Genomic DNA, 23,779 nt, shown 5'->3' on the forward strand with positions numbered 1-23,779 from the left:
CTCGACTAACAACTACCCGAGTTTGAAGCACACTAAATCTGCGTCACTGTGTCGGGACGAATTCGTGAATTCTGAAGGAAAGCGGCGGCATTGTTGTATTCTTTCATCACAAGCCGCCCTTGATCCATTTCCTTCACGCCGACTTTCACGCTGGCGAACAAATCAACGCCGCACTCTCGAAGAAAACGTAGTGCGTTCAGAATCTGAATTTTATCAGGCTTGTAATGCCCGCTATTATTGTCGATGTATTTGAGCCGTCCCTGATTGACGATCAAGACACCTGCACAGATGACATCTTTACCTGCATTGAAGCTGGAATGATTGAAACGCTGCGCTGTTGGATCGAGAGTTGCGTCGAATCTGTTGTGGTCCACTGAAAAGAGATTCCCATACTGATCGATCGCATAAGCAAAGGGATGCCCTCCTGTGTCGTACTTCTTAGTCGGACTGCTGTAGAGGGTTCCGTCTTCGATCACAATCAATTTCGTGAGGCGCTCCTGTTTCTTCATGAAGTAAACTTCAAGAGGCTCGCCGCAGTTGGGAGCACAGGTCCGAACGAGATTCTCGAACTGCTGTGTCGTCAGCTGGTCAATCGTCAGAGCACCCAGTGAATCAAGATGATGATTGATGGTCGGCGACTGCATCTGCCTTCCCGAATTCATGATCATCGAAGCTGTTGATCCGGAAATCGCATGTTGCTTGCCTGAGTGAATATAAGTGATGCGCTCGTGCTGATAGTGACCGCCCATCGACTGGAGGCTGCCATTGTAAGCGTTGTCAGCTTTCCGTTTTTGGAAGATATCGTATTGCAGTCGAGCGAAAGCTTCGTTGGCGAGTTTTTTCACATGCTGTCGACGTGAAACTCTTCTTGAGGACATTGAATCCGATTTCGCAGCCAACCAGGCACGACAGGCACGAACTAACTGCACCAGCTGCGGAATCGTTCTGCCTCCCGTCTCCCACGCTTTCAGGCATGTATCGATTTGCGAAAGCTTTTTCCCTCGCCCTCGTTTGAAAATGTTAGAAGGAGTCGTCGCCGACAGAAAAGCTCTCAACGTTGTGACGGTGGGAGGAATCGCGGACATGCAGGAGACCCTATTTCGGATGACACTATCGAGACCGAATGCTTACAACAATTCGCCTTGAAACTCTAATCCATCTTTTCGCCGGCACAATCTGCAATCCCCTCTTGAACGGATCATTTCAGAAAGAATATTTCCGGATATTTTATACAGTTTCCCGACATTTCAGTTTGACTTTAAGCTGACCGGAACGGGTGCCTATGCTTGCTAGTCCAACACTCCCTTTGCACTTCTACTCCCGAGATACTGAAGACTCCGAAAGTCGACAAGTTACGGAACACGATGTTACTTCAGCAATCCACGACCAATTCGATTCCAGACATTGACCGAACGTCAGAAGACCACGGAACTGACCTGACAGACAACAAACGTCTCTGGTTACTCACCAAGTTGTGAGCCAACCAATTGAACAAGCGGTTCCAGTCTACCGTTCATTGAACGGGCTGCAAAATGATCGCAGAGCACGAACAGAGTTCGATCCGACCTGGCACATTCAAACCCGTCTTCGCGTGAGTACTTTTCGACAGGGAAGAGCTGCTTGAAGCTTGGCCAGTACTTTTTCCCGTAAGCAATCACAAGTCGCGGTTGGTGAGAGTTAAACAACGCTCGTAAAAATTTAATTCGTCCTGGCATGACCGCAGCATAATAGTCGTCTCGCGAGGAGAACTGTGGAATTAAATCATCGTAAGACCACTGCCGAATGTTTGGCTTGGGAATGGGCATAAGCTCTGCGAGCAATGTTTCACCGTGTGATCGGCCAAGTTGTTCTGCCTGGTAGCGCCGAGTCGCCTCGCGCGTTGGCGTCTCTCCCTTGAGACGCAACATGACCCGAGCCATCTTTCCCCATGTGGACTGAATCCGCGGCCTGTCGCCATGAAAGCGAGTGACCCCGAGTTTTTCGTGTGCCGCCTTACAATCCTCGACAGCTTGAAACTGCAACCGCGTTCTCAGATTCTCCTCACCTCCACCGCCCTCTTCCATTCCGATAAACCAGGATGAGGCGGAGAGTGAACCGTATCCGATGAAACCCAGAAGATGGTCCAGTTCCTTGTCGGTGAGCGGTGTCGTCATTCTTTTCCTTACCCTGAGATGAAGCGTCTCAAAGCACACACCCATCGCAGCAGTCTGCCTGTTCTGAAGACGGCATTGCGGGCCGAGCTTCGTTCGATGCACTTCAGTGTAACTGTCCTTGTGAGGAAAGTCACAGTTTTGAGATGCCCTGTGTTGCACTGATCAGTGTTTCAGTTCGCTCAAAGGAATTGCCCGATGGAGCCTGCCCTTGGACCGAAATGTCCGGAATTCAGCACTTGAAGGCTTTATTTTTGCACTCTGGAACATTCAGTGATCGCCCTCAATGTTTCCCCACGCGAGAACTCTGACCATTGAGTTCTCAACAGGCCCATCGTAGAGCAATCGAGAAGAAGAGATCCGAAGCGGCGTCCCAATACAAACACAGTGTTGTGGCACGTTTTTCGTTTTTTGTCGACTGCTATTAGAAAACTCTGACTATGAATTCTTCGCCAGTGCTGACGCATCCTCTAATCGTCGAGGGGGTCCGTAAAGACTTTCGCCTTCGTGAAACCATCGTCCCTGCCCTGAAGGGTGTCGAATTATTCGCATTGCCTGGCGAATTTATCGTCATCATGGGTGCATCGGGCTCAGGTAAGAGCACACTGCTTCACGCGATGGCAGGCCTGACGGACGTGGATGCCGGTCGAGTTGTGATCAACGGTCAGGACCTTTCCGAGTTGAATGATGTGCAACTGACAAAGTTCCGTGGCGAACAAATCGGACTGGTTTTTCAAGCATTCAACCTGCTGCCGAATCTCACTGCTGAAGACAATATTCGTCTTCCCGCTCCCTCGGGAAATGCAGTCAACGAGAGAATCGACGAACTGATGCAGCGGCTGAAGATTGCTTCGCGCCGATCTCACAAACCTGGAGCACTCTCTGGTGGAGAACAGCAACGTGTGGCAATCGCGAGAGCTCTCGTTTGCGACCCTGCCTTCTTGCTAGCGGACGAACCGACGGGCAGCCTTGACTATGATGCGGGCCAGCAAATCTGCCAGTTGTTGTACGAACTGTCTCGCGAGCAAGGACGAACCATCGTCGCAGTCACTCACGAACCCAACGTCGCGATGTGGGCGGACCGGGTTGTGGTCATGCGAGACGGTGTTAACGTCGCTGAGTTCACACCCTGTGTCTCGCGGGATCCGCAAGAAGTCGCGAACCAATATCAGGGACTTCTGCGTCGTCCTATGGAGGCCGTCTAATGGTGAAGGTGTTACGTCTCGCCTGGTCTTTTCTATGGGAATCACCTGTCCGCGTCGGCCTAACCGTGCTGGCAACTGCAGCAGCAACGTGCCTGGTGATCTGGGTGGCGAGTGGATACGACGCCCTCGCGAAGACGTTCGACGACTACGCAAACCTCTCCATGGGACGGTACGAACTGGCGATCGCCTCGATCGAGACAAGCGAAGATCGGTTCGTTCCGCCCGAAGTGCTGCAAGACTTGAGGAATGCACCCAGCGTATTAACTGCCGACCCGATGTGGGCTATTAGAGTTAATATTCTTTCGCATCAATCGATCCTTCAACCACAGATGGTTCCAGGATCTGAAGCAGAAGGAGGACCTCCACAGGAATTTAATGGTGGTCCTGCAGTCGGGCCACCGGGTATGCTGCCTGGAAGTTTGTTAATGATGACCGATGCACCCGAGCCTCCCTTTGACATGGTTGAAGGCGAGTGGTTACAGCAAGGGGAATCGACAGTTCCTCAGGCTGTTGTCCGCACAGAAACAGCCGAACGCATGGGTATCAACCTTGGCGACGATTTAGTCATCGACTGGGAAAACGACAGCCACGTGTTAAAGGTCATCGGAATTCTTGATGCCCCGAAACTTACAGGGGCTGGAGATTCCGCACTTCCCATTCTGGCACCGAGCAAGGGTGAAGTCTTCGTGAAGACTGCCGACGGAATCCTGCCCTTCTCCGACTCTCCGAAAATTAGCTTGATCGCGCTCTCTCTGAAAGACGGTGTCGACATTAACGAGTTCCGGTTTGGATGGGCTCCGAAATTAGCCAGCTATTCGACACCGGTTCAATTCCAACAGGCTTTTGAAGTCGAGGAGGCACTGGACCAGAGTGCGGCAGCTTCGAATGTTCGTCTTCAATCTTTCGCAGCGACGGGCGTTGCAATGCTCGTCGCCATGCTCGTCGTTTTATGTACGCTCAGCATGGGAGTGACAGAGCGAATTCGGCATTACGCAATCTTGCGATCACTTTCTTTCACTCGCTTGCAAATTGGGCAGTTGATTGCGATTGAAGGCTTCTTTCTGGGAGGCCTCGGATTTCTGACAGGCCTGGGATTGAGTTGGCTGATCTTGCTTATCGTAGGACAGGCGGCTGCGCAGATGCTCGATCATGGAACGCTACTGGGCAGGCACAGCATCATTCTGGGAATGGTAGCGACTTCCGGTGGCGCGTTTATTGCTTCAATCATTCCCGCCTATCGCGCCACTCGAGTGAAGCCAATTGATGCCATGGCACCAGCGATTGAAAATTCTGGAGGAGAAAGTTTTTCGCGAACCGGATTTATGATCGGATTGGCACTGATTGCGGTGAATCCCGTGTTGACGTTTCTCGTCCCTCCGCCCTTCGAAGCTGGAATCCCACTGTTTCTGGGCATCGGATTTACCTGCATGGCGATCGGCTTCATTCTTATAGCGCCTGCAGTGGTCGCAACGGTCGACCGGTGGGGAAGCCCCGTTTTAGCACGCTTGCTTCGCATCGACCCAAAGCTATTGACGTGTCAAATCACGAGTCACCTCTGGCGAACAGTTGGCGCAGCAATTTCTCTCGCGGTCGGTGTGGGGCTGTTTATCGGGATTCAGGTCTGGGGTTTTACAATGCTGGAGGGCTTCATCCCCGGTTTGTGGGCGCCTGATGCGCTCATTCAATTTGGCAGCGACGGCCTTCCGATGAACAAAGTTGATGCGGTCTCGGTGATTCCCGGAATCGATCGTCAACGTATTTATCCAATCGTTGTTGAACAACCTCGAATGCAGGAGGATCTCACCAACAGTGCCGAACGAGCCTCAGTGATTCGTCAGGATAACATCGTCATCGTCGGTATCGACGCATCTCGCGCTTTCTCCGGAGAGCATCCCTTCTTCCAATTCGACTGGGTCGCTGGGACACCGTCGGAAGCTGTGGAGAAAATGGCGTCCGGGCGTGCTTGCATCGTCCCCGACCACTTCCTTCGAGAAACCGGATTGAAGCTCGGCGACACATTCTCGATTGTCCCTCCCGAGAATGCCGATCAGGTCGTGACTTATGAAATCGCTGGAGCGGTTAAACTTCCGGGGTGGCATTGGCAGACAAAGCTGACCGGACTACGAACACGAACACACCGCGCAGCTGCGCTTGTGTTCGCGAATTATGACCGAGTCGCAGAAGACTTCAGCATCACCAATCCCTCGCACGCCTGGTTTGATTTTTCATCGAATGATGTCGACATCGAGAAAGTGCGAGAACAAGCTGCAGAAGTCTACCTGTCTGCTTCTCAGACCGCTGAAGAACATCCACAAGCAGCTGCGGAGTCAGACGTTCGCGTGATTCCCGTCGACCGAATCCGGGAAACGACGCGGGGAGCTGCTCGCAGATGGATCTGGGTCATCAGCCAAGTTCCTCTCATCGCATCACTCATTGCAAGCATCGGTGTGTTGAACGTTTTTCTTGCCTCAGTACGCGCCCGGCGTTGGGAGTTCGGAGTGTTGCGCGGCATCGGAATCACCAGTTCCACTGTAATTCGAACCGTCCTCGCAGAAGGAATTCTGATCGGCGTCGTGGCTTGTTTGCTGAGTGTGGGATTTGGAGTCATGAGCGGATGGTGCGGCTGCGGGATGGCACAGTACATGAGTTTCTTCGGCGGTATGCAACCCGATTTAATGATCCCCTGGGATGCAATCTCGATTGGATTGATCGGATTGATATTACTGGCAACCCTCAGCGCACTCTGGCCAGCCTACTCGATTGGAAAAACCCGTCCTCTCGCTCTCTTACAAGCGAGTCGTAGCTCGTTCTAGAGCAAGTTGCTCTTTCCCGTACACTCGCTTGCGATGTTTCACAAGTTAAGAGGCTGTGCTTGCTCGTGCCCCCAAAGTATACAAAATGCTCTAATATAACTTTGCAGCTGCGATCGAATGACCAAACCTCATAACCTGGCACCCGAGTGACAATCGAATGCATATCAATCCGCCACAGGAAGCAAGAGCTGCCGCGTCCAGAATTGTCGCTATCTCGAACACTGAGTGCCCACCGCGACGCGATCTTGTCAGCGTGAGTGGTCAATTGTGATGTCAGAAATCGATCTTGATGTCAGAAATTGGTGCCCCGTCAGGAAGATCTTTCACCTGTCGGTGCACTTGACCGTGAATGCTGATGTGGACAGCGGCATCGGTCGTTTCGACATTGTCGATGTCATCGGCTCCGCCCAGGACGAGTAGCTGTTTGTGGCTGTAGACTTGTCCGGGTTCCAATGTCATTCCTTCATTTCGAAACTGAACAATCCGCGACGGAAAGAAGTGGTCGGTCACAAACTGTTTGTCTCGCAACAGCGACTGAAACGACTCGCCATCCACTGCCACAGAACGAATCGCCCCATCAATCATGTCGAGAAAATAGACCTCACCCGATTCACCTTGAGCAAACACATCGCCCATGGCCGTCAACAAGACCGGCCGCAGTGGCTCAGGCATCGCCCACTCCCACTCCGAGAGCAGTGTTTCCATGTCGACGCCTTTAGGGCTGATCGTCAAATCGTTCATCGTGATGGGCATGAATTCCTCAGAGCAAATTTGAAATACTGCTTCTTTAACCGACGACCGCAACAATCACGCAGCCCCCAGATGATCTGAACTTTATAGCACTTTGACCTTTCCAGCACCAAGTGGACATCAATTCGTGGAAGGATCAACTTCCGCACCCACTCTCACTTCCACGATGACCTCGTAGGGTTCACTTCAAGAATGAACCGAAAATGCTCTATTGAAAACACTTTGAAATGTTAGATGCCTATGCACCACAACCTCATAATGAGCGGGTTGTCAGGAAAGAATCTGTTGTTGTTGGAAGTGGCAAAGTCGTTGCTGTGGATTGGGCTCACCACAGAAATGGCAACCTTATTGCCACCTGGCAGGAGGTGTGCTGTCCTCACAAAGTCATCTCATTCGACGGAATTCTGAGAGATCGTCGACAGTATAATTCCTTGCCGCTGTAGCTCGTCGAAACCCTCTTTGATCAGCTTGCGAAAGCACTCTGGACAGTCCGTTTGATCGGGAGGAATCTTGCCAGCTTGGTCGAGAGTAAGGGTGACAGTTTCGCCGCAACTGCTGCAGGTTCTTTCAATGCAGGCGACCGAATGCTCACGCTGCAAACTCCCAACTTGTTTGACGATTCGGACGACCCCCGTTGCACGAACTACGTGGTTCTTGTTCTGATGTTCAGGTTTTTCCATAGCAATTCCCTTCTGGCGAGCCGATTTCTATCTAATTGCACACTCCATCACGGAGTTGCTAAAGGACAGACAAATCTGTACGAAAATGATATGCCGCATGAGTGGGAAGAACTCTCATCCGCGTACTCTTCAACAACCACCCATACTCTCAGTGTACGAAACACATCTGCGTTTGGTCCATTCGTCGAACGCGTTTGTTGCCAGAGCAGTAAGCAAAATGGTTCCTACTACCTTGAATTCGACAGCCCATTCTCACCGAATTGAACACTGATGGCTGTATTTGATGGATCTCAGCAGTCAACTGAAAGCGTCTGAATAGGTCGTCGCTGACAGTGAGTGCGGGGTTGTGAAATTCTTGCCTGAGCAACCATCTAGATGAAGCGTGGGGGACCCTTCTTCATTTGTCTTCATTTTTCTCTCTGACTTCATACCTGCCTTCTTCTTTGATCCATATGAGATCTTCTCCTTGGCGCCATTCAATGGGGCGAGCTGGGAAACCAGCAAGAAGAGTTTCGATCAGAGACCTCCACTTCCTGTGGTCTTTCGGAGCAGGTTGGATTGTGGAAAGATCAGTTAACAGCTCTTTCAGAATGTACCTGATGACATCCAGCCATGGTTGACCACGATGTCGATATGAGATGCTCTGTTTTGAACCTGGTGACGATCCGGTTTGAACAAAATTCTGATCGAGAATTTTGACAGCAAAAAGTGGCTGTGTCTCAATGTGCATAATCACTGTGTTCAGCCAGCCATCCGCATCGTCCAGCCACTTTAAACGTGCCTGTTTCTTCTTGGTTCGCATGCCGGACTCAATGGCACGCTGACGCAGCCACGGAATAACCTGATATTGAACCTTGAGCAGTAGCGAAACAGGCTCGAACTTCTCGGGATAGCCTTCTGGATAGGGAGAACCCATTGTCATCGCTAATCTCCTTCAATGGGGTTCTTGTAATTTAATGAAGCGGAAACGATGAATAGCCGAGTAGCGACGGAATGTTCGTCGAACACCACATTCTTCCTCGGGTCAATTCAAGGAAGTTTCGGAGAAGCCAATTGCAGGGAATTCTATTCAGCATTCAAAGAACGAAATCAGCTACTCACACTCGCATCCCAACCGCTCCAGTTCTTGCTCGGCATAGCGTCTCACATGATCATTTTCAGTTTCAATTGCAATCTCCATGACACTCTTTAGATCACGACATGCCTCTTCCCTTCTTCCCATTGCAGCTTGAATGGAAGCGCGGCGATAGTAAGCTTCCGAGAGCCGATCCACATCTCCCTGCTCGCTTTTAATCACCCAAGTGAAATCCTCAATAGCGGCCTGCGAGTCTCCCAATTCACTACGCGCAATACCTCGGTAAAAATACGCAACTACGGCATTAGCCAAAGGTGACTCTTCCATCTCAATCACCTGCGAGTAATTTTCAATGGCAGCCTGTAAGTCTCCCAACTGAAAGTACGCAACACCTCGGTCGACATAGGCCTTTGTGACGTGATCCAGAGATGCCTGCTCCATCTCAATCACACAAGTGAAATCCTTAATGGCTGCCTGTAAATCTCCTGATTCACCATGCGCATCACCTCGGTTGAGACGGGCCTGTGCGACCTGATCATGAGATGCGTCCTCCAAATCAATCACTTGCGAGTAATCTTCAATGGCTGCTTGTAAGTCTCCCAGGAGTTCGTGCGAATAACTTCGGTTGGAATAGGTTTCGACGAGCAGAATGACAGGTACCCCCTCCATCTCAATGGCTCTAGTAAAATGCTCAATGGCTGCCTTCTGGTCTCCCAATCTGCCATGTATAGTTCCCAAGTGAGAATAGGCCAGTGCGACCTGAAGCACAGGCGCCCCTTCCATCTCGATCACTCGCGTATAATCTTCGCTTGCTGCCTGGAAATTTTCAAAATTATAGTGCGTTGCGCCTCGAAGAATGAGCGCCATCGCTAACGCATCTCGTCTGGGATGCGCCTGCAACAGAGCCTCCCACCGATTGGTGGATGTTTGATTCTCTGGATTGATCACATTGCCAAACGCAGCGGCGATCGCTTTTATCCAGTAAGAGGATTCTCTTGGTGACTCAAACTGCTCAATTTGCTGATGGTTGGGAAAGGTGCTTAGAGTGCGAGCCATGAAGTCGCCGATCTTCCGTTCATTGCGGCTCCATGCAGCGTCGAGTAGTGCGGTGGTTTCTTCGGTGATAATTCCCTGATTCGGGTGTTGGACAGAAAACCTGCCAGCCAGGCGTTCCAGGACGAACAGTTCGCCCAGAAGGTCAGGTTCGAGCGGGACCATCGCATCATTTCCATGTGCTCCCCCCAAACCAGTAAGTAAGTGAATCTGCTCTTCATCGAAGCTTACGCGTGTTGGCAGGTTTAAGCCTCCTTGTGCCAATTCATCGGCCTCGGTTCGCGATACATCGCCGGACATCGTTGCCAGTACCAGCATGTTGACGTGTGCTTCATCGATTCGGTGCTTCTTCCATTGTTGCACTTCCCGATTCAGAATGGCCTTGATGAGATCACTGACATTCCATTTTTGGGCGAATTGTGGATTGTCGATCAAGGTCTCTGCAAAGAGCACTGCTAACAAGGGACGGCATTCAGGATCGATTTGTTTGAACGTCTTAAGAGTGGTTCGACGGTCTGGATGAGCGATCTCGAACTCATCGAAAATCTGCGAGAAGATCGTCCAGAGTTGATCGTCGTTGAGGCGAGTCAACTCTCGAGGAGGTTCGTACAGATAATCTTCCAGCGAAGCAAAGTTATCCTGCCACCAGGGGTCTTGATCAGAATGTTTACGTTCGAGGAGCAGCACGCGCACAGGATGATCAAAATGGCGACTGCGAGGAATGAGGTCTTTCAGGATCGTTGCGGTTTCTTCGGCGCGGCGAGCAACATAATCGACCACAATTAACGTTGGTCGATCCGGTTTCCAACCTTCCCAATCGTTGTAGCTGCCATCATTCTTCCCGAGATCTTTTAGAAACCCGGCGAGCCAGCCTCGTGACTTGGCATACAAAACTGTCTCCAGTGCCAGTCGTGACTTTCCCACGCCACCGGGAGCGGTCAACATCCACCAACGACATCGATCGGTTCCGCTCATTAAGAAGTCGTTCAGTGCTTTTTGTTCGGTCGCTCGACCGATGTGGGGAACACGTCGATGCGTGAAGACGAATCGCGCCAATTTCTGTTGATGCTCCTCAGGGTTGTACACTTCCTCTGCTAAGATGAGAGGAGGTTGCGGACGCAAATCGCGAAGTTCATCAAAGAGTTCTTGATGAAGTTGGTGCACAGCGACTGAGAGATCAGAGATGTCATCACGCGTAAAATCCAACTCGCGAACCAGAGTTTCCTGATGCAATAGCAACCAGTTTGAAAGCTGCTCCTGCCAAGCTTGACTTTCCTCAATCGACGACTTCCACTCTTCTTGGTAGTCAGCGAAAGCTTGTGCAAAAGCGGCTTGATCGTCCCAGTTGCGGGACATCAAATTCAGCAACACTGCGAATGGTTTTCGCGCGTCGTCCTCAGGCATCTCAGCAATTGCATCTGGATACCGCGCCGCCAAGTCTTCCACAGCAATTTCGGCACCGGCGATCTTCGGGAGAATGCTCTTGTGAAGGTAATCACGGATCTCGCCAATCTTCTTCCCCTGTGCCCATTCCTGGAAGAATTCAACTGCCGGGAAAACTCCGAGGCCAACTGCAAGCAGAGCGTAAAAGCCCAGTGCCCCAGAAGCCGGGACAACCAGAGGTGACAAGGCTGCAAAGGTCGCCGCAGCCCCTGCATACTTCATGAATAGGCTGGAAACATTGCTGTACATCAACCGCCCTTACAAAGACTTTTCTATCAGTTGTAGGCAATCCAGTGTAGCGTTTCACTCAGTTGTTGTCTTAGGAAGTGCTTCTATCGCTCGGGAAACGTCGTACCAAGTCGCGATTGATGGGCAAGTTCTGCAGAGTCCTACTGACGACTATCTCCCCGAATTTGCTAGAGTTAAGCAGCATGAACGATCCAAAACACCTTCGACGTATTCAATTGACACTTGCCAATCGACCGACCGGAAACACTCGACACTTCGGTGGTGGAGAATTCCTGCCAGTTCCAGCTGAGCTGCGTATCGTTCAATACGAAAACGACGCGGGGTTTTACTTGTTCTATTGTGACAAAACCGGCTTAAAGATCACTGACACGTATCACGATTCAATCGAGCAGGCGATGACTCAGGCAAGTTTTGAATTCACCATCCACGAAGACGAATGGGAAGTTTTCGACACTCCCGCTCAGATGGTCCGTCATAAAAGATGAATACCGTCAGTAGCGAGGTGTTCAACTATCGACCAACGACCGAATTCGAAAGTTCCGCAGCTCAGGGTCGATGAAAATCAACGAAAACAAGCGAGTGCTTCGGAGCCGTGAGCACTGCTTAGTAAGAATAAGCGGCGCGGAGTTTGGCTAGGAGGGATTGTTCCAGCAGGGGGTCGCGGCCGACGGGGATCCAGAGAGAGGGGGATGTTTGTCCGACGACGGGGTCGAGGTCGACTGAGAGTGGTAAGCTTTCCTGGAAGGTGGCAGCTCCGGGGGAGTTGGCTGCGACGCCAGGAAGGTCTTCGATTTCTTTGTAAGCTGCGACGCTGACGACGTAGCCACGGCCCTGGTCGTCGAGTTGAAAGCTGACTTCGACGATTCTGCGGACGGACTGCAGGGTGCCTTCGATCCGATTCTCAAAACCGACGGCGTCCTTGTGCCACGGTTCGAAGATGCTGGCTCCGACTTTCGGTGCGGTGCGAATCACTTTCGCCAGACGGTTTTCGCGTTCGATCTCGAAGTTGAATTCGTGAAGCACGTCAATCGCGCGTTCCCAAACAACTTCATCGTTGGTTGTCGCAACGTAAATCGCTCCGCCAATCGGCTGCTGTCCGCGCACGTCCCCTCCGTGGAAGGGTGCTGAAGCACATCCATTTCCAACAATAAGCAACAGAAGTAGGAGGGGAAGAATTCGATGCACCGTTCGCGACTCGGTGTAGATAGGATGGACAGGTCAGAACTCTCGTTGAATTCAAGAAACGCCGCAAGACCATTCTCGTTTGGGAGGTGTCGCGCGGCAGACTCTGCAGCACTTCGACCTGCCGTTTGAAGAGTGAGGGCTGATGGTCGGTCAAACCGAAGCCTCTTCGTCTGTGGAGATGGATGCACGTCTATGCAGTTGGGCTGCTTCGATGATTTGGATCTCACCATTTCAGCCGGTAGAATGTCATTCTTACAATTTCGCACCCGCTTGAGACGTGACGTCTCACGCACGCGATGCACTTCAGGACCTACGTGTCAGAAGGATCATTCAATGACAGGACGAAGATTTCCCGGCATTACAGCAACCAGCTGGCTGTCATGTGCCTTGTTCGTGTTCACAGCGACAGCAGTTTTTGCGGTCGGCCCGGATCTTGATCAACTGCAGGAGTCGCGACAAAAGGGAATCGAATTCCTTTCGATCTCCCAAGGCAGCGACGGAAGCTGGACGTCGCCACATGCTCCAGGGATTACGGGGCTGGTCGCTCACTCGTTAATGCAGAGCGGATTGACCGCCGACGACGAAGTTGTGGCATTGGCTCTGAAGCACCTTGAGAGTCACATCAAGCCTGACGGCGGAATCTATGATGTCGATTCCACCCACAGAAACTATGAAACCTCCATTGCACTGCTGGCGTTCGATTCAGCCAACACAGACGGTCGGTACGACGAGAGAATTGCCGAAGCTGTCAAGTTTCTGAAGAAGCTCCAATGGGATGACGAAGAAACCGGCTCGACGACTCACACTTCGTTTGGCGGAGCGGGCTATGGACGTCACCAACGGCCTGATTTGTCGAACACGACCTTCTTTGTGGAAGCTTTGAAGACTGCCGGAGTCGCTGACGACGATCCTGCGATGAAGAACGCACTGATCTTTATCTCACGCTGCCAGAATCTCGAAAGTGAACACAACACCACGGAATTCGCTGCGAAAGTCAACGACGGCGGTTTCTACTACACGCCTGCTGCGGGTGGATCTTCACAGGCTGGGACAACTCCGGATGGCGGACTGCGGTCTTACGCCAGCATGACTTATGCAGGTTTGAAGAGCATGATTTACGCGGGTGTCGCTCAAGATGATGAGCGTGTCCAAGCTGCCCGGAACTGGATTCGCGACTTCTATACGCTTGAAGAAAATCCTGGGATGGGACAGCAGGGACTCTTCTACTACTACCACACATTCGCGAAGACTCTCGCTGTCCTGAACGTGAACGAGTTCGAAGAAGCTGACTCGACTCGGCATGACTGGCGGAAGGAACTGGCCGAACACCTCTTCTCGATTCAGAAAGAGAATGGAAGCTGGGTCAATCCGACAGATCGCTGGTACGAGGGAGATCCCAACCTGGTCACAGGTTATTCGCTCATGGCTCTCAAATACTGTGAGCCGACTTCCAACTAGAGACTGAGCGTTTGCTGAGCGATTCAAAAAGAAAAACAGGCACTGGATTAATTCCAGTGCCTGTTTCGTTTTGGCGTGCTCTTTGTCGATCGATCGGCTACTGCTTTGCAACAAGTGTTGGAACGATCAGTGATGGTGGAGTTTCTGGACTTGCCTTCTGTGTGGCTCGAGAAGTTTGCCAGCCAGCAACCTGAATCACCGAAGGAGTCCCTTCAGGCTGAGTGGCCACTGGTCCACCGCTTGGTGTTGGTTCCAGTTCTTGCTGTGAAGGAGTTGGCTCAGGCGACTTGCGGTAAACTGGAGACTGAAGAGGAATCTCACTTCCAGTTGGAACCGAGTTAAGATTCAAAGTTCCTTTGTCACGATTCGCTGACTGAGAGTTGTCGTTTCCGCCTGCTGTCGCTGGGGTTGGTTCGTTGGATCTTGCTGTGGTTCCGCCGGTTGGGTCGACGTAGACCATTCGAGTTTGAGTTCCGACAGCGACGCGTTTCTTGGTCGTGTAAGGCTCGTAAGCAGTGTAAGTCGTTGGTTCCCAGACGGTCTTTTGAACAGCGACTTTTTGAGTTGTAGTGACAGGAATCACTTTCGCGACGTTGTAGGTGACCTGGCGAGTTGTCGGAACCTGAACGACACGTTGAACAGGAACATTATAGGTCACGACGTTCGGGATGTACTCGCGGCGAGCAACTGCGTTAGGAGTCATCGTGTTCCGGAATGCGTACCCAAGGCGATTCAGTTCTCCGACCAAACCTGGACGACCATCGTAGAGGCAAGGAGACATCTTCGGCACAGGCTGCCATGTTGTCCGCCAGTAGCTGTTGTTCTGGGTCATCGGCTGCACTTCGGTCACCGTCTGATTGATGTAAGTCGGGACGTCGACAGTTTTTGTTTCGTTGATTGTCTGGTAGGTCACCACTTCGCGATCTTCCATCACGGTGACAACTTTCGGGACTTGTGCCTGCTTTTCGACAGTTCGATATTCGACGACATCGACATCTTTGTAGACAGTGCTCGTGACTGGCTTCATGCACGGGCAGTCACTGACCGACGCCGTTTGAATTGTCGGTGCGTAGGCCATCGGCGCCGCCATGACCTGCTGAGGCATGTACGGAGTGCAGCAGTAGTTGGGACCGAAGAATTGAGCGTTTGCGGTTGTGCTGAATCCAGCCACAAGACACAGCAAAGCTGCTCCTGAAAGTGTGCGTGTTGCGAACATGTGAATGTTCCTGATCATTAAAGAGATTGAGAGAGGAGGTTTCCGAATGGAGAGTGGCGAGGCGATCCGGGGAGCAATCTGCCTCATGTCGTGGGGGTGGTTTTTTACGGCAATTCCCCGAATAGGGTCAAGATGAACGGACAATTCTGCCGAAGGGTTTCGATTCTTTGCAATTGTTACATTGGACGAGTGGATCACCGAAGTTTGCTGAAGTCTGTTCAACTCGTCGAAACGGCGGTTTTTGAGCACACGCCAATGCGAAATTGTCGGTCATCTCAAAAAATGAGACTTGAACACGCAGCAACGATCACGCTCATGAGGGCGCGACTTGTGTTTCGCTGAAACTTTGAAGACAACATGTTACGCTTTGGTTTTCTTCGATATGTCATTCTTTTTCAGATGCACGACCAATGGCTGAATCATTCCACACCGCAAGCGGTGAACGTGTGCGAGTTTTCCTGTCGGCCCTGATTCTCTTTGCGTTTTCAGCCACAGAAGCACGCCTCTCGATGGCGGAAAATGTTTCCGCTGAGTCGCAGTCCGACTCGTTATTCTCAAACGCTCCGACGATTGAGCCGAATCCAATCACTCGCGCCCCGCTGGTCGCCCTGGTTCGATTCGAATCAACCAAGCCGGTCATCCCCAGCTTGATTTTCGATGACGGAGAGCGAACGTGGACCAAGAAAGATGTCGGCCCACTTGGAACAGATCACGTCATCGCAGCCCTCGGAATGCGTCCGAATCGGACTCACAAGATTCGCGTGGCCATTCGTGATCCTAAAACGGGAAAAGAACAAACGAGCGAACCAATGACTTTTGACACTCCGAAGTTACCGAAATCTTTTCCACCACTCGAAGTGCTCATCTCTGAGCCAGAGAAGATGGAACCCGGTGTCACACTCTTCTGCCCGAACATCTGGATCAACGACCGCTCTGAGAACCAGTTCGGCTACCTGATGGCTTTGGACTCATCCGGTGAAGTGGTCTGGTATTTGAGATCCGGACATCGCACGGCGGACGTTCGAATCTTGTCGAATGGGCATCTGCTCTACATCCACGCCAGCTATCGAGCTTTTCTGGAAGTCGATTTACTGGGCAATATCGTTCGCCAGTGGCACGGGTCTCGCCTCACTGATCCGCCAAACGAGAATTCGATTCCAGTCGACATGGATACGGTCCATCATGAAATCATTGAAATGCCCAACGGCAACTTTCTGACGATCTCAACAATCCTGGAACACTTCGAAGAATTCCCGTCGAACGAAAGAGACCCTGACGCTCCCTGGCTCCCGGCTTATGCAGTGGTTGACGAACTCGTTGAGATTGTGCCCGACACCGGAGAGATTGTCTGGCGGCTTCCGGTCAAAGAATTTCTGGATCCAAAACGTTATGGATACATGGCGTTGACTGGGTTTTGGAAAGACAAGTACGAAGAGAAAGTCGGAGAGCCGGTTTACGACTGGTCACACGCGAATGCCATGATTTACCTGCCGGAAGAAGATGCAGTGATCGTGTCATTCAGGCATTTGGACTGCATGATCAAAGTCTTCCGGAAGACGAAACAGATCGACTGGATCTTCGGGGATCATCGCGGCTGGAGCGAGGAGTTTCAGAAATACCTTCTCACTCCAGATGGGTCCATGCGTTGGCCGTATCACCATCACGCCCCACAACTCACACCGCATGGAACAGTTTTACTCTACGACAACGGAAACTTTCGAACTGTCCCACACAACGAACCGGTGTCAGCAATCCACAATGAAAGCAGAGTCGTGGAATACAAGATTGATGAAGACAACCGGACTGTTGAACAGCTTTGGGAATACGAAGGAGAGCCTGGCGATGAGTTTTTCTGCCCATTTTATTGTGAGGCAGACTGGCTTCCCCAAACCGGAAACATCCTCGTCACCGATGGAGGTCACATTGAACTTGAAGATGGAACACCGCATGGCGTCGTCCCCGGAGAACGACAATGGGCCCGCATTTTCGAATTGACGAGAGACGGAGACAAGTCCGAGAAAGTCTTCGAAATCAAATGCGATAGCGGAATGGGGAGTTCGCTGGGCTGGTCAATCTATCGCAGCATTCGGCTCGATGATCTCTACGATCTGAAAGTTGAACCCCAAATGATCGACGATGGAATCGAAAACGAAGCGATTGACGAACCAGACTTCCAGGCCCCGCCTGACGCGACACGCTGATCTGATTCAGTAGCTCTTATCAAAACACAGAAAGAACAATCGTCGAGTTTTCTGTCGTTGCACTCGTTCGCTTCGTTATTCTGAAGAATTGGATCTTGATCGCGTTCCAATGGCGAGATACGCTTTTCTTCGGAGAAAGATTCAATGGCTCATCGCTTCGTTTCCATCGTTTTATCCTTGGCACTTCTAATCTGCCCGCTTGCGTGCAGCTTGGGAAGCTGTCAGGCAGCGGAATGCTGCGCAATCGATGGAGCGAACACAAAATCAATCACAACGAATACAACTCCTGACAGTGTTGAGAATGAGAAGAGTTGCTGCTGCGGAAACGATAAGAAGTTACCGGACGACAGTGAGCAACCGGAACCACCAGCAGACGACTCGGAGTGTCAGGGAATTTGCGGTGGTGCCGTTCCCCACAAGATGTCTGACTCTGAAGAATTGACTCACCATACAGCTTCAGATTGCGTTCTCTCACCAGTTGTGCTTCCGCAAGCATCTTACGAATCTCCCAAGTTCCGCTTGAGAATTGCGGAAGACAAAGACTGCTATCGAGGCATAAGCCTGCGCACACTCTTTATGTCCTTGATCTGCTAAGGACTCTCTGCTTCGCGCAGCCATTTCTGGCTTCTCGCATGTGATTCTCGTCTCTTCGACGGTCGTCAATGTCTTGAAGTCATCGCAGCTGCGCTGTGAATCGTCGTCTCGTGTAGTGATCGCTCAGAAAACTGCCTGCGCTAAGTCACAGGTTGAGCGTCTCTCCATGCTGACGTCGCTCTTCGATCTCCGCGAAGTCGCTGTTCGTGACTCGCAGTCTGCATCAGAGAATCTCTCGCAATGTTGCTTCGTTTGCTCCCGTGGGAGTACGCAATCCGAAACTTGTTCCGACGTCCGCTGCGGACTTCGCTAACGTTCCTTGGACTGACGACGGTGGTCATCCTAGTGCTGGTCGTTGTTGGCTTCATTCGTGGAATGGAACGTTCACTAGCAGTCAGCGGTGACCCGGAAACTGCAATCGTTTTCTCCTTAGGAATGGGTGAAAACCTGGAATACTCGTCGATTCCGATGAGGACCAGCGATCTCATTCCCGCCAGCGTTCCCGGAATCCAGGAGCGCTACGGCCAGAAGTACGTCTCTCCAGAACTCTTTCTCGGAACCGAAGTTCAGGTCGGAGAACGAGTCCCTTCCATGGGGCTTGTGCGAGGAGTGAACCGCTCCGCAAGACTTGTCCGGCGGCAACTTGAGTTGGAAGAAGGTGACTGGCCGAACACCGGAGAAATCATGATTGGAAGCATGGTCTCGACCAAGCTGGGCGTCACTCCTGAAGAAGTTTCTGTGGGACGAACCTTGGAATTCGAAGGGAGATCCTGGCGCATCAGTGGAATCTTTTCCGCAGCTGGTGCCGCCTACGAGTCGGAAATCTGGTGTCGCCTCGATGAAATGCAGCAGGCATTGAAACGGCAAGATCTAAGCATCGTGGCTGTCTCCATCATGCCCGATGGTGACTTTGCCGACCTTGATGTCTTCTGTAAGGAACGACTGGATCTGGAACTTCAGGCCATGAAAGAGATCGACTACTACGCGTCGCTGCAAAAGGACTACGGCCCGATTCGCTGGCTGGCATGGCTTGTCGTCGTACTCGTTTCAGGAGCCGGAGTGTTTGCCGGCCTCAACACAATGTACGGATCAGTCGTGGGGCGTATCCCGGAACTAGCCGCCCTGCAAACGATCGGATTTTCACGACGGGCGATTGTAATCAGCTTGATTCAAGAAGGGGTCCTTCTGTCGGCAACCGCAAGTTTGCTGGCAGCCATGATCTCATTGCTGTTCGTCAATGATGCCTCCATACGATTTACGATGGGAGCCTTTACGCTCCGCATCGACAACATTGCAATCCTTGTCGGATGCGGTGTTGGAATCTCACTTGGTTTTCTGGGTGCGATTCCGCCAGCTGTGAAAGCACTTCGAATGACTGTTGTCGATGGATTGAAGGCTGTTTAAACATGATCGATCGGCAACTCAAATTAATTTCCAAGACTGTTTAATAGCTCAAACTAATTGAAAAGGATTAAAAAAATGAATCTCAAATTCTTCGTCCTGACAAGCTATGCCATCGTTGTTTTCTCTGTTGGCTGCTCCGGGCAACCGGGAACGGAATCAGGATCTACAACAGCTCATGACCACGAACATCATCACGGAGATGGACCAGCGAAGATTGAAGCTCCTGTAAATCCATCGGAAGCTGGCGAACAATATGTTCTGACCGAGGAACCCGCCGACGCTCTGAATGTGATCGAAGCGAGAGAATCGACCGAAGCAGACAGTGAGATCGTCGTGTTTGGTCAAATCGGAGGAAGTCACGAGCCGTTTGTCGATGGTCGAGCGATGTTTACCGTCGTCGATGATTCGCTGGAGTCGTGTAACGAAATCCCTGGTGACAGTTGCCCAACGCCTTGGGACTACTGCTGTGAAACTCCCAAGCTGAAAGGGGCGACTGCTCTGGTAAAAGTCGTCGATGCCAACGGAGAACCAGTCAAAACAGATGCTCGCGAACTTCTGGGCGTCAGAGAACTGACGTCAGTGATCGTGAAAGGCAACGCCCAGCGCGACGATGCCGGCAACCTGACGATTCTCGCATCATCAATTTACGTGAAGAAGTGAGTGACGAGATGAGTTCCGCTGTAGATCTTCGAGAGCTGGCCATCGATCGTGAAGCTCCAGCCAAAAGCTCGATCAGAGCCCGTAGAAATATCGTGACGCGGTACGTGTTACCGGTCGGTCTGATTTCTGGGTTTCTTGCACTCGTCTTTTGGGCTTCAAGAGACTTCATTCTCCCTCCGCGAGAAGTGACGGTGATGCCCGTTCTGTCGATGTCTTCCGAAGTTCAACAAGCAGGAACTCCTCTCTTTAAAGCTGCCGGATGGATTGAACCGCGTCCAACCCCGGTGCGTGTGGCTGCACTCGCACCGGGTGTTGTCGATCGCTTACTTGTCGTCGAAGATCAACTCTTGGCGAAAGGTGAAGTGATCGCGGAACTGGTTCAAGCCGACTCTCAGCTTGAATACGAACGGTCGCTTGCCGACTTCCAACTTCGTGAAGCAGAAGTCATTGATGCTCAAGCAGCTTTGACAGCAGCGATTACTCGTTTCAATCACCCGGTTCACCTGGAAGCAGCACTCGGCGAAGCAGAGGCAATGCTGGCACGAGTCGAAACAGAACTCAGAAATCTGCCGTTCGAACTCCGTCGTGCTCTCGTTGACCTCGAAGTTGCCCGCAAGGATCACCTCGGAAAATCTTCGGCCAGCGATGTCGTCGCAGAAATTCACATCGACATCGCCAAAGGCAAACTCGACTCCGCTCAGGCGCTCGTCGACGAACTGGAACACCGTCGAGACTCACTTCAACAAGAGCAATCCGCCCTCCAGAAGAGGAGAGACGCTCTACGCAAACAATTGGAACTTCTCACCGAAGAGACCAAAGCCAAACAGGAATCGGAAGCTCGACTCAGTGCAGCCAAAGCCCGACTTGAACAAGCGCGAGTCTCCATGGCTGAGGCCAAACTTCAACTTGATCGCATGACGATCCGGGCTCCAATTGATGGGCGCATCTACCGGCTGATCGCTCATCCCGGAACTCGAATCGGCGGAAGTTCTCGTGAGAACGCGGGGCACGACTCAAGCACTGTCGTGACAATGTACGACCCAAACATGTTGCAAGTTCGAGTTGATGTGCGCTTCGAAGATGTCCCGAAAATCCAACTCGACCAACCCGTTGAGATCAACAATCCGACTCTCACCGCCCCGATTCATGGAAACGTGCTGTTTATCAGTTCAGAGGCAGACATTCAAAAGAACACACTACAGGTCAAAGTCGCCATTCCCAATCCACCTGCAGTTTTCAAACCGGAAATGCTCGTCGATGTCACATTCATCGCCCCAGCGACTGACAACGAAAAACTTGCCAGCCTCACCGAGATTAAGTTCTATCTGCCTCAACAATTGATTGAGCAGGATGAAGCAGGCTCATACGTATGGACTGCTGATCAATCAGAGGGAGTGGCACACAAGACGATGATCGAAACCGGAAAAGTGACTGGCAACGGACTTGTTGAAATTAAATCCGGCCTCAGCCCGACCAGTCGTATTTTGACGACAGGAACCGACAATCTACGCGATCGAGAGAGAATTCGTATCACGCACGAAGACTTATCAATGGGACGCTAAACGCAATACAAAAGTCGCTACGAAAGGAGGCATTCCCAATGCCACTAATCGAAATCATTGATGTTACGAAACGATATAAAAAGGGTGATGAGTCGATCACTCCACTCGATTCCGTTTCGCTCGAAATTGAAGAGGGAGAGTTCATCTCTTTGATGGGTTCCAGCGGCACTGGGAAGTCGACCCTATTGAACATGATTGCCAGTATCGACAAACCAGACAGCGGTCGGATTACCATCGATGGGACCGAAATCACTTCACTCTCGCGAACAAAGTTGGCCAGATGGAGAGCGGAAAACCTCGGCTATATCTTTCAAACACACAACCTCGTTCCGGTCCTCACCGCTTACGAAAACGTGGAACTTCCGCTTATGTTACTCCCCATTTCTTCCAGCGAACGAAAACGGAGAATCGAGATCGCGCTCCAGGCCGTCGACCTGCTTGATCGGGCGGACCACTATCCGCGGCAACTTTCTGGCGGTCAGGAACAGCGAGTCGGAATTGCTCGCGCGATCGTGTCGCACCCGAAAGTTGTCGTCGCGGACGAACCGACTGGGGACCTTGACCCCGTCACTTCGCGACAGATCCTCGATCTACTCAGGAGACTCAACGAGCAACTAAATGTCACTCTCCTGATGGTGACGCACGATACTGAAGCTGCCTTGGTCGCAGATAAACAGTTCCGCCTTGATCATGGACATCTCATACAAACTGAGAGAGCAGACGCTGCGATATGAATCCACTAAACAGCGTTCGAACAACTAACAAGTTGTGCTTCGGACTGATCCGGGATTCACCGACAAATTGACACACGGAACAGAGAATTCATCAACTGCACTTTGCACTGCACGACGTAACTTCAACCGAAGGCTAAAGCAGATTTGAACTGAAAGAACCGACATGCTGAAATTCCTCCCATACACTCTGAAGACTCTCTGGAGACATCGTTCACGCACTTTGTTGACAGTCAGCGGTTCGGCAGTCGCCTTGTTTGTCTTCTGCTTCGTTGCGGCGATTCAGGAAGGGATGAATGATCTCCAGAAGCGTCAAGCTGCTAAGGGATCTTTGATTACTTTTCAGGCGAATAAGTTTTGCCCAGCGACTAGTCATCTCCCCCAAGACTACAGCCAGGAAATTGCTCGCATTCGTGGGGTGAAAGATGTTGTTCCGGTACAGGTCTTCACCAACAATTGCCGAGCGAGTCTCGACGTTGTTGTGTTTTACGGCGTTCCCCCGACGAAGCTGCGCACCGCTCGTGACTTTCAACTCCTCTCGGGAAGTTGGCCAGAATTTGAAAACCATCAAGATGCCGCAGTCGTTGGTAGCGCGGTCGCTGCTCGCAGAGAAATCAAAGTCGGCCAGAAATTCTCGATAGGGGATCTCAGCGTCAACGTTGCCGGAATTTTCGAAAGCAATGATCCGGCTGAGGAGAATTATATCTACTCACACCTCGACTTCTTGCAGCGCAGCAAAGGGACCAACCTTGTCGGGACTGTGACTCAAATCGAAGTGCTTCTTAACGAAGGAGTCGATCAAGCTGGAACTTGTAAAACGATCGATGAGAAATTTCGTGGAGGACCAGTCGAAACAGACACCCGACCAAAGGGGGTCTTTCAAGCCAAAGCTCTCGGAGATCTCACACAGCTCATCAGTTTTGCCCACTACCTCGGGTATGCGTGTGTCGGTCTGGTGCTGGCACTTGTTGCAACGACGACAATTATGTCTGTTGAAGATCGCATTCGAGAACACGCCGTTCTTCAAACACTCGGATTCACCGGCGGCCGAATCTTTCGACTCGTCATGACCGAATCCATTTTGCTCAGTATTGCAGGAGGAGCGATTGGGATTGGGACGGCGATGGTCGTGTTGGCATTGAGCAGCTTATCTGTCGGAGCCGAAGCAGTCACCATCGCCTTTACTCCCTCACTTCGTCTCGCCTTGGAAGGCATGATCGTCGCAAGTATTACCGGAATCCTTGCGGGAATCGCCCCGGCTTGGCACGCAGCCCACACCGAAGTCGTTCCCGCACTCCGCCATGCCTAAGCAGAAACCTTGACTCTTATGCCATCACACGAGGTGGCCCC

General features: G+C 51.6%; 19 protein-coding genes. 11 read left to right on the forward strand and 8 right to left on the reverse strand.

Features of this window, described 5'->3' with window-relative positions; genetic code table 11:
• Positions 1–32: 32 nt before the first annotated feature.
• Both AB1L42_RS12590 and AB1L42_RS12595 read right to left on the reverse strand, forming a co-directional pair.
• A complete protein-coding gene (locus tag AB1L42_RS12590) occupies positions 33–1,085 on the reverse strand; it encodes a hypothetical protein (RefSeq protein ID WP_367055703.1) in 1,053 nt (350 codons plus the stop codon).
• A gap of 375 nt (positions 1,086–1,460) precedes the next feature.
• Positions 1,461–2,153, reverse strand: coding sequence for a hypothetical protein (locus AB1L42_RS12595; protein ID WP_367055706.1), 693 nt, complete (start codon positions 2,151–2,153; stop codon positions 1,461–1,463).
• A gap of 431 nt (positions 2,154–2,584) precedes the next feature.
• Here AB1L42_RS12595 and AB1L42_RS12600 point away from each other — a divergent pair, with 431 nt between their 5' ends.
• Positions 2,585–3,355 (forward strand): ABC transporter ATP-binding protein, encoded by a 771-nt coding sequence (locus tag AB1L42_RS12600; protein WP_367056653.1) that lies wholly within the window; start codon positions 2,585–2,587, stop codon positions 3,353–3,355.
• Positions 3,355–6,168: an ABC transporter permease gene (locus tag AB1L42_RS12605; RefSeq protein ID WP_367055709.1), complete on the forward strand. Its 2,814-nt coding sequence runs from the start codon at positions 3,355–3,357 to the stop codon at positions 6,166–6,168. Before AB1L42_RS12600 ends, AB1L42_RS12605 begins: the two co-directional genes overlap by 1 nt.
• Positions 6,169–6,441: 273 nt before the next feature.
• Here AB1L42_RS12605 and AB1L42_RS12610 read toward each other — a convergent pair whose 3' ends face one another.
• From AB1L42_RS12610 to AB1L42_RS12625, 4 genes are all read right to left on the reverse strand, one after another.
• Positions 6,442–6,921 carry a T6SS immunity protein Tdi1 domain-containing protein gene (locus AB1L42_RS12610; RefSeq protein ID WP_367055712.1) on the reverse strand — a complete coding sequence of 160 codons (480 nt, stop codon included), beginning with the start codon at positions 6,919–6,921 and terminating at the stop codon, positions 6,442–6,444.
• A gap of 386 nt (positions 6,922–7,307) precedes the next feature.
• Complete coding sequence (locus tag AB1L42_RS12615; protein WP_367055715.1) at positions 7,308–7,598, reverse strand: hypothetical protein; 291 nt, start codon at positions 7,596–7,598, stop codon at positions 7,308–7,310.
• 397 nt (positions 7,599–7,995) lie between these two features.
• Positions 7,996–8,520: a hypothetical protein gene (locus AB1L42_RS12620; RefSeq protein WP_367055718.1), complete on the reverse strand. Its 525-nt coding sequence runs from the start codon at positions 8,518–8,520 to the stop codon at positions 7,996–7,998.
• 171 nt (positions 8,521–8,691) lie between these two features.
• Positions 8,692–11,418, reverse strand: a complete 2,727-nt coding sequence (locus AB1L42_RS12625; protein WP_367055721.1) for a tetratricopeptide repeat protein — start codon at positions 11,416–11,418, stop codon at positions 8,692–8,694.
• 182 nt (positions 11,419–11,600) lie between these two features.
• On the opposite strand from AB1L42_RS12625, the gene AB1L42_RS12630 reads away from it, so the two are divergent.
• Positions 11,601–11,903: a hypothetical protein gene (locus AB1L42_RS12630; RefSeq protein ID WP_367055724.1), complete on the forward strand. Its 303-nt coding sequence runs from the start codon at positions 11,601–11,603 to the stop codon at positions 11,901–11,903.
• Positions 11,904–12,021: 118 nt separating this feature from the next.
• On the opposite strand, the gene AB1L42_RS12635 is transcribed toward AB1L42_RS12630, so the two are convergent.
• Positions 12,022–12,522, reverse strand: a complete 501-nt coding sequence (locus AB1L42_RS12635) for a hypothetical protein (protein WP_367055727.1) — start codon at positions 12,520–12,522, stop codon at positions 12,022–12,024.
• Between the two features lie 414 nt (positions 12,523–12,936).
• On the opposite strand from AB1L42_RS12635, the gene AB1L42_RS12640 reads away from it, so the two are divergent.
• Positions 12,937–14,061 carry a prenyltransferase/squalene oxidase repeat-containing protein gene (locus AB1L42_RS12640; protein ID WP_367055730.1) on the forward strand — a complete coding sequence of 375 codons (1,125 nt, stop codon included), beginning with the start codon at positions 12,937–12,939 and terminating at the stop codon, positions 14,059–14,061.
• 97 nt (positions 14,062–14,158) lie between these two features.
• Here the strand turns inward: AB1L42_RS12640 and AB1L42_RS12645 are convergent, their stop codons facing one another.
• On the reverse strand, positions 14,159–15,277 hold the full coding sequence (locus AB1L42_RS12645; protein WP_367055733.1) for a hypothetical protein: 1,119 nt from the start codon (positions 15,275–15,277) through the stop codon (positions 14,159–14,161).
• Between the two features lie 410 nt (positions 15,278–15,687).
• On the opposite strand from AB1L42_RS12645, the gene AB1L42_RS12650 reads away from it, so the two are divergent.
• The 7 genes from AB1L42_RS12650 to AB1L42_RS12680 all read left to right on the forward strand — a co-directional run bounded on the left by AB1L42_RS12650 (position 15,688) and on the right by AB1L42_RS12680 (position 23,738).
• Positions 15,688–17,478 carry an aryl-sulfate sulfotransferase gene (locus AB1L42_RS12650; RefSeq protein ID WP_367055736.1) on the forward strand — a complete coding sequence of 597 codons (1,791 nt, stop codon included), beginning with the start codon at positions 15,688–15,690 and terminating at the stop codon, positions 17,476–17,478.
• A 144-nt stretch (positions 17,479–17,622) separates the two neighbouring features.
• Positions 17,623–18,072 carry a hypothetical protein gene (locus AB1L42_RS12655; RefSeq protein WP_367055739.1) on the forward strand — a complete coding sequence of 150 codons (450 nt, stop codon included), beginning with the start codon at positions 17,623–17,625 and terminating at the stop codon, positions 18,070–18,072.
• Between the two features lie 240 nt (positions 18,073–18,312).
• Positions 18,313–19,476, forward strand: a complete 1,164-nt coding sequence (locus tag AB1L42_RS12660; protein ID WP_367055742.1) for an ABC transporter permease — start codon at positions 18,313–18,315, stop codon at positions 19,474–19,476.
• Positions 19,477–19,551: 75 nt separating this feature from the next.
• On the forward strand, positions 19,552–20,136 hold the full coding sequence (locus AB1L42_RS12665) for a hypothetical protein (RefSeq protein WP_367055745.1): 585 nt from the start codon (positions 19,552–19,554) through the stop codon (positions 20,134–20,136).
• Positions 20,137–20,144: 8 nt separating this feature from the next.
• On the forward strand, positions 20,145–21,698 hold the full coding sequence (locus AB1L42_RS12670; protein ID WP_367055748.1) for an efflux RND transporter periplasmic adaptor subunit: 1,554 nt from the start codon (positions 20,145–20,147) through the stop codon (positions 21,696–21,698).
• A 38-nt stretch (positions 21,699–21,736) separates the two neighbouring features.
• The gene (locus AB1L42_RS12675) at positions 21,737–22,432 is read left to right on the forward strand and encodes an ABC transporter ATP-binding protein (protein ID WP_367055751.1); all 696 of its coding nucleotides are present in this window, start codon (positions 21,737–21,739) and stop codon (positions 22,430–22,432) included.
• 163 nt (positions 22,433–22,595) lie between these two features.
• Positions 22,596–23,738 (forward strand): ABC transporter permease, encoded by a 1,143-nt coding sequence (locus AB1L42_RS12680; RefSeq protein WP_367055754.1) that lies wholly within the window; start codon positions 22,596–22,598, stop codon positions 23,736–23,738.
• Positions 23,739–23,779 lie beyond the last annotated feature (41 nt).

The sequence above is a fragment of the Thalassoglobus sp. JC818 genome (assembly GCF_040717535.1).
In the GTDB taxonomy this organism is placed as follows: Bacteria; Planctomycetota; Planctomycetia; order Planctomycetales; family Planctomycetaceae; genus Thalassoglobus.

What these genes read in the sequence shown, in the direction of transcription:
- AB1L42_RS12670 (WP_367055748.1), top strand. Translation starts at nt 20,145, where the DNA reads ATGAGTTCCGCTGTAGATCTTCGAGAGCTGGCCATCGATCGTGAAGCT.
- AB1L42_RS12640 (WP_367055730.1), top strand. Translation starts at nt 12,937, where the DNA reads ATGACAGGACGAAGATTTCCCGGCATTACAGCAACCAGCTGGCTGTCA.
- AB1L42_RS12675 (WP_367055751.1), top strand. Translation starts at nt 21,737, where the DNA reads ATGCCACTAATCGAAATCATTGATGTTACGAAACGATATAAAAAGGGT.
- AB1L42_RS12595 (WP_367055706.1), bottom strand. Translation starts at nt 2,153, where the DNA reads ATGACGACACCGCTCACCGACAAGGAACTGGACCATCTTCTGGGTTTC.
- AB1L42_RS12645 (WP_367055733.1), bottom strand. Translation starts at nt 15,277, where the DNA reads ATGTTCGCAACACGCACACTTTCAGGAGCAGCTTTGCTGTGTCTTGTG.
- AB1L42_RS12660 (WP_367055742.1), top strand. Translation starts at nt 18,313, where the DNA reads ATGTTGCTTCGTTTGCTCCCGTGGGAGTACGCAATCCGAAACTTGTTC.
- AB1L42_RS12620 (WP_367055718.1), bottom strand. Translation starts at nt 8,520, where the DNA reads ATGACAATGGGTTCTCCCTATCCAGAAGGCTATCCCGAGAAGTTCGAG.
- AB1L42_RS12655 (WP_367055739.1), top strand. Translation starts at nt 17,623, where the DNA reads ATGGCTCATCGCTTCGTTTCCATCGTTTTATCCTTGGCACTTCTAATC.
- AB1L42_RS12615 (WP_367055715.1), bottom strand. Translation starts at nt 7,598, where the DNA reads ATGGAAAAACCTGAACATCAGAACAAGAACCACGTAGTTCGTGCAACG.
- AB1L42_RS12650 (WP_367055736.1), top strand. Translation starts at nt 15,688, where the DNA reads ATGGCTGAATCATTCCACACCGCAAGCGGTGAACGTGTGCGAGTTTTC.
- AB1L42_RS12590 (WP_367055703.1), bottom strand. Translation starts at nt 1,085, where the DNA reads ATGTCCGCGATTCCTCCCACCGTCACAACGTTGAGAGCTTTTCTGTCG.
- AB1L42_RS12625 (WP_367055721.1), bottom strand. Translation starts at nt 11,418, where the DNA reads ATGTACAGCAATGTTTCCAGCCTATTCATGAAGTATGCAGGGGCTGCG.
- AB1L42_RS12605 (WP_367055709.1), top strand. Translation starts at nt 3,355, where the DNA reads ATGGTGAAGGTGTTACGTCTCGCCTGGTCTTTTCTATGGGAATCACCT.
- AB1L42_RS12665 (WP_367055745.1), top strand. Translation starts at nt 19,552, where the DNA reads ATGAATCTCAAATTCTTCGTCCTGACAAGCTATGCCATCGTTGTTTTC.
- AB1L42_RS12610 (WP_367055712.1), bottom strand. Translation starts at nt 6,921, where the DNA reads ATGCCCATCACGATGAACGATTTGACGATCAGCCCTAAAGGCGTCGAC.
- AB1L42_RS12680 (WP_367055754.1), top strand. Translation starts at nt 22,596, where the DNA reads ATGCTGAAATTCCTCCCATACACTCTGAAGACTCTCTGGAGACATCGT.
- AB1L42_RS12630 (WP_367055724.1), top strand. Translation starts at nt 11,601, where the DNA reads ATGAACGATCCAAAACACCTTCGACGTATTCAATTGACACTTGCCAAT.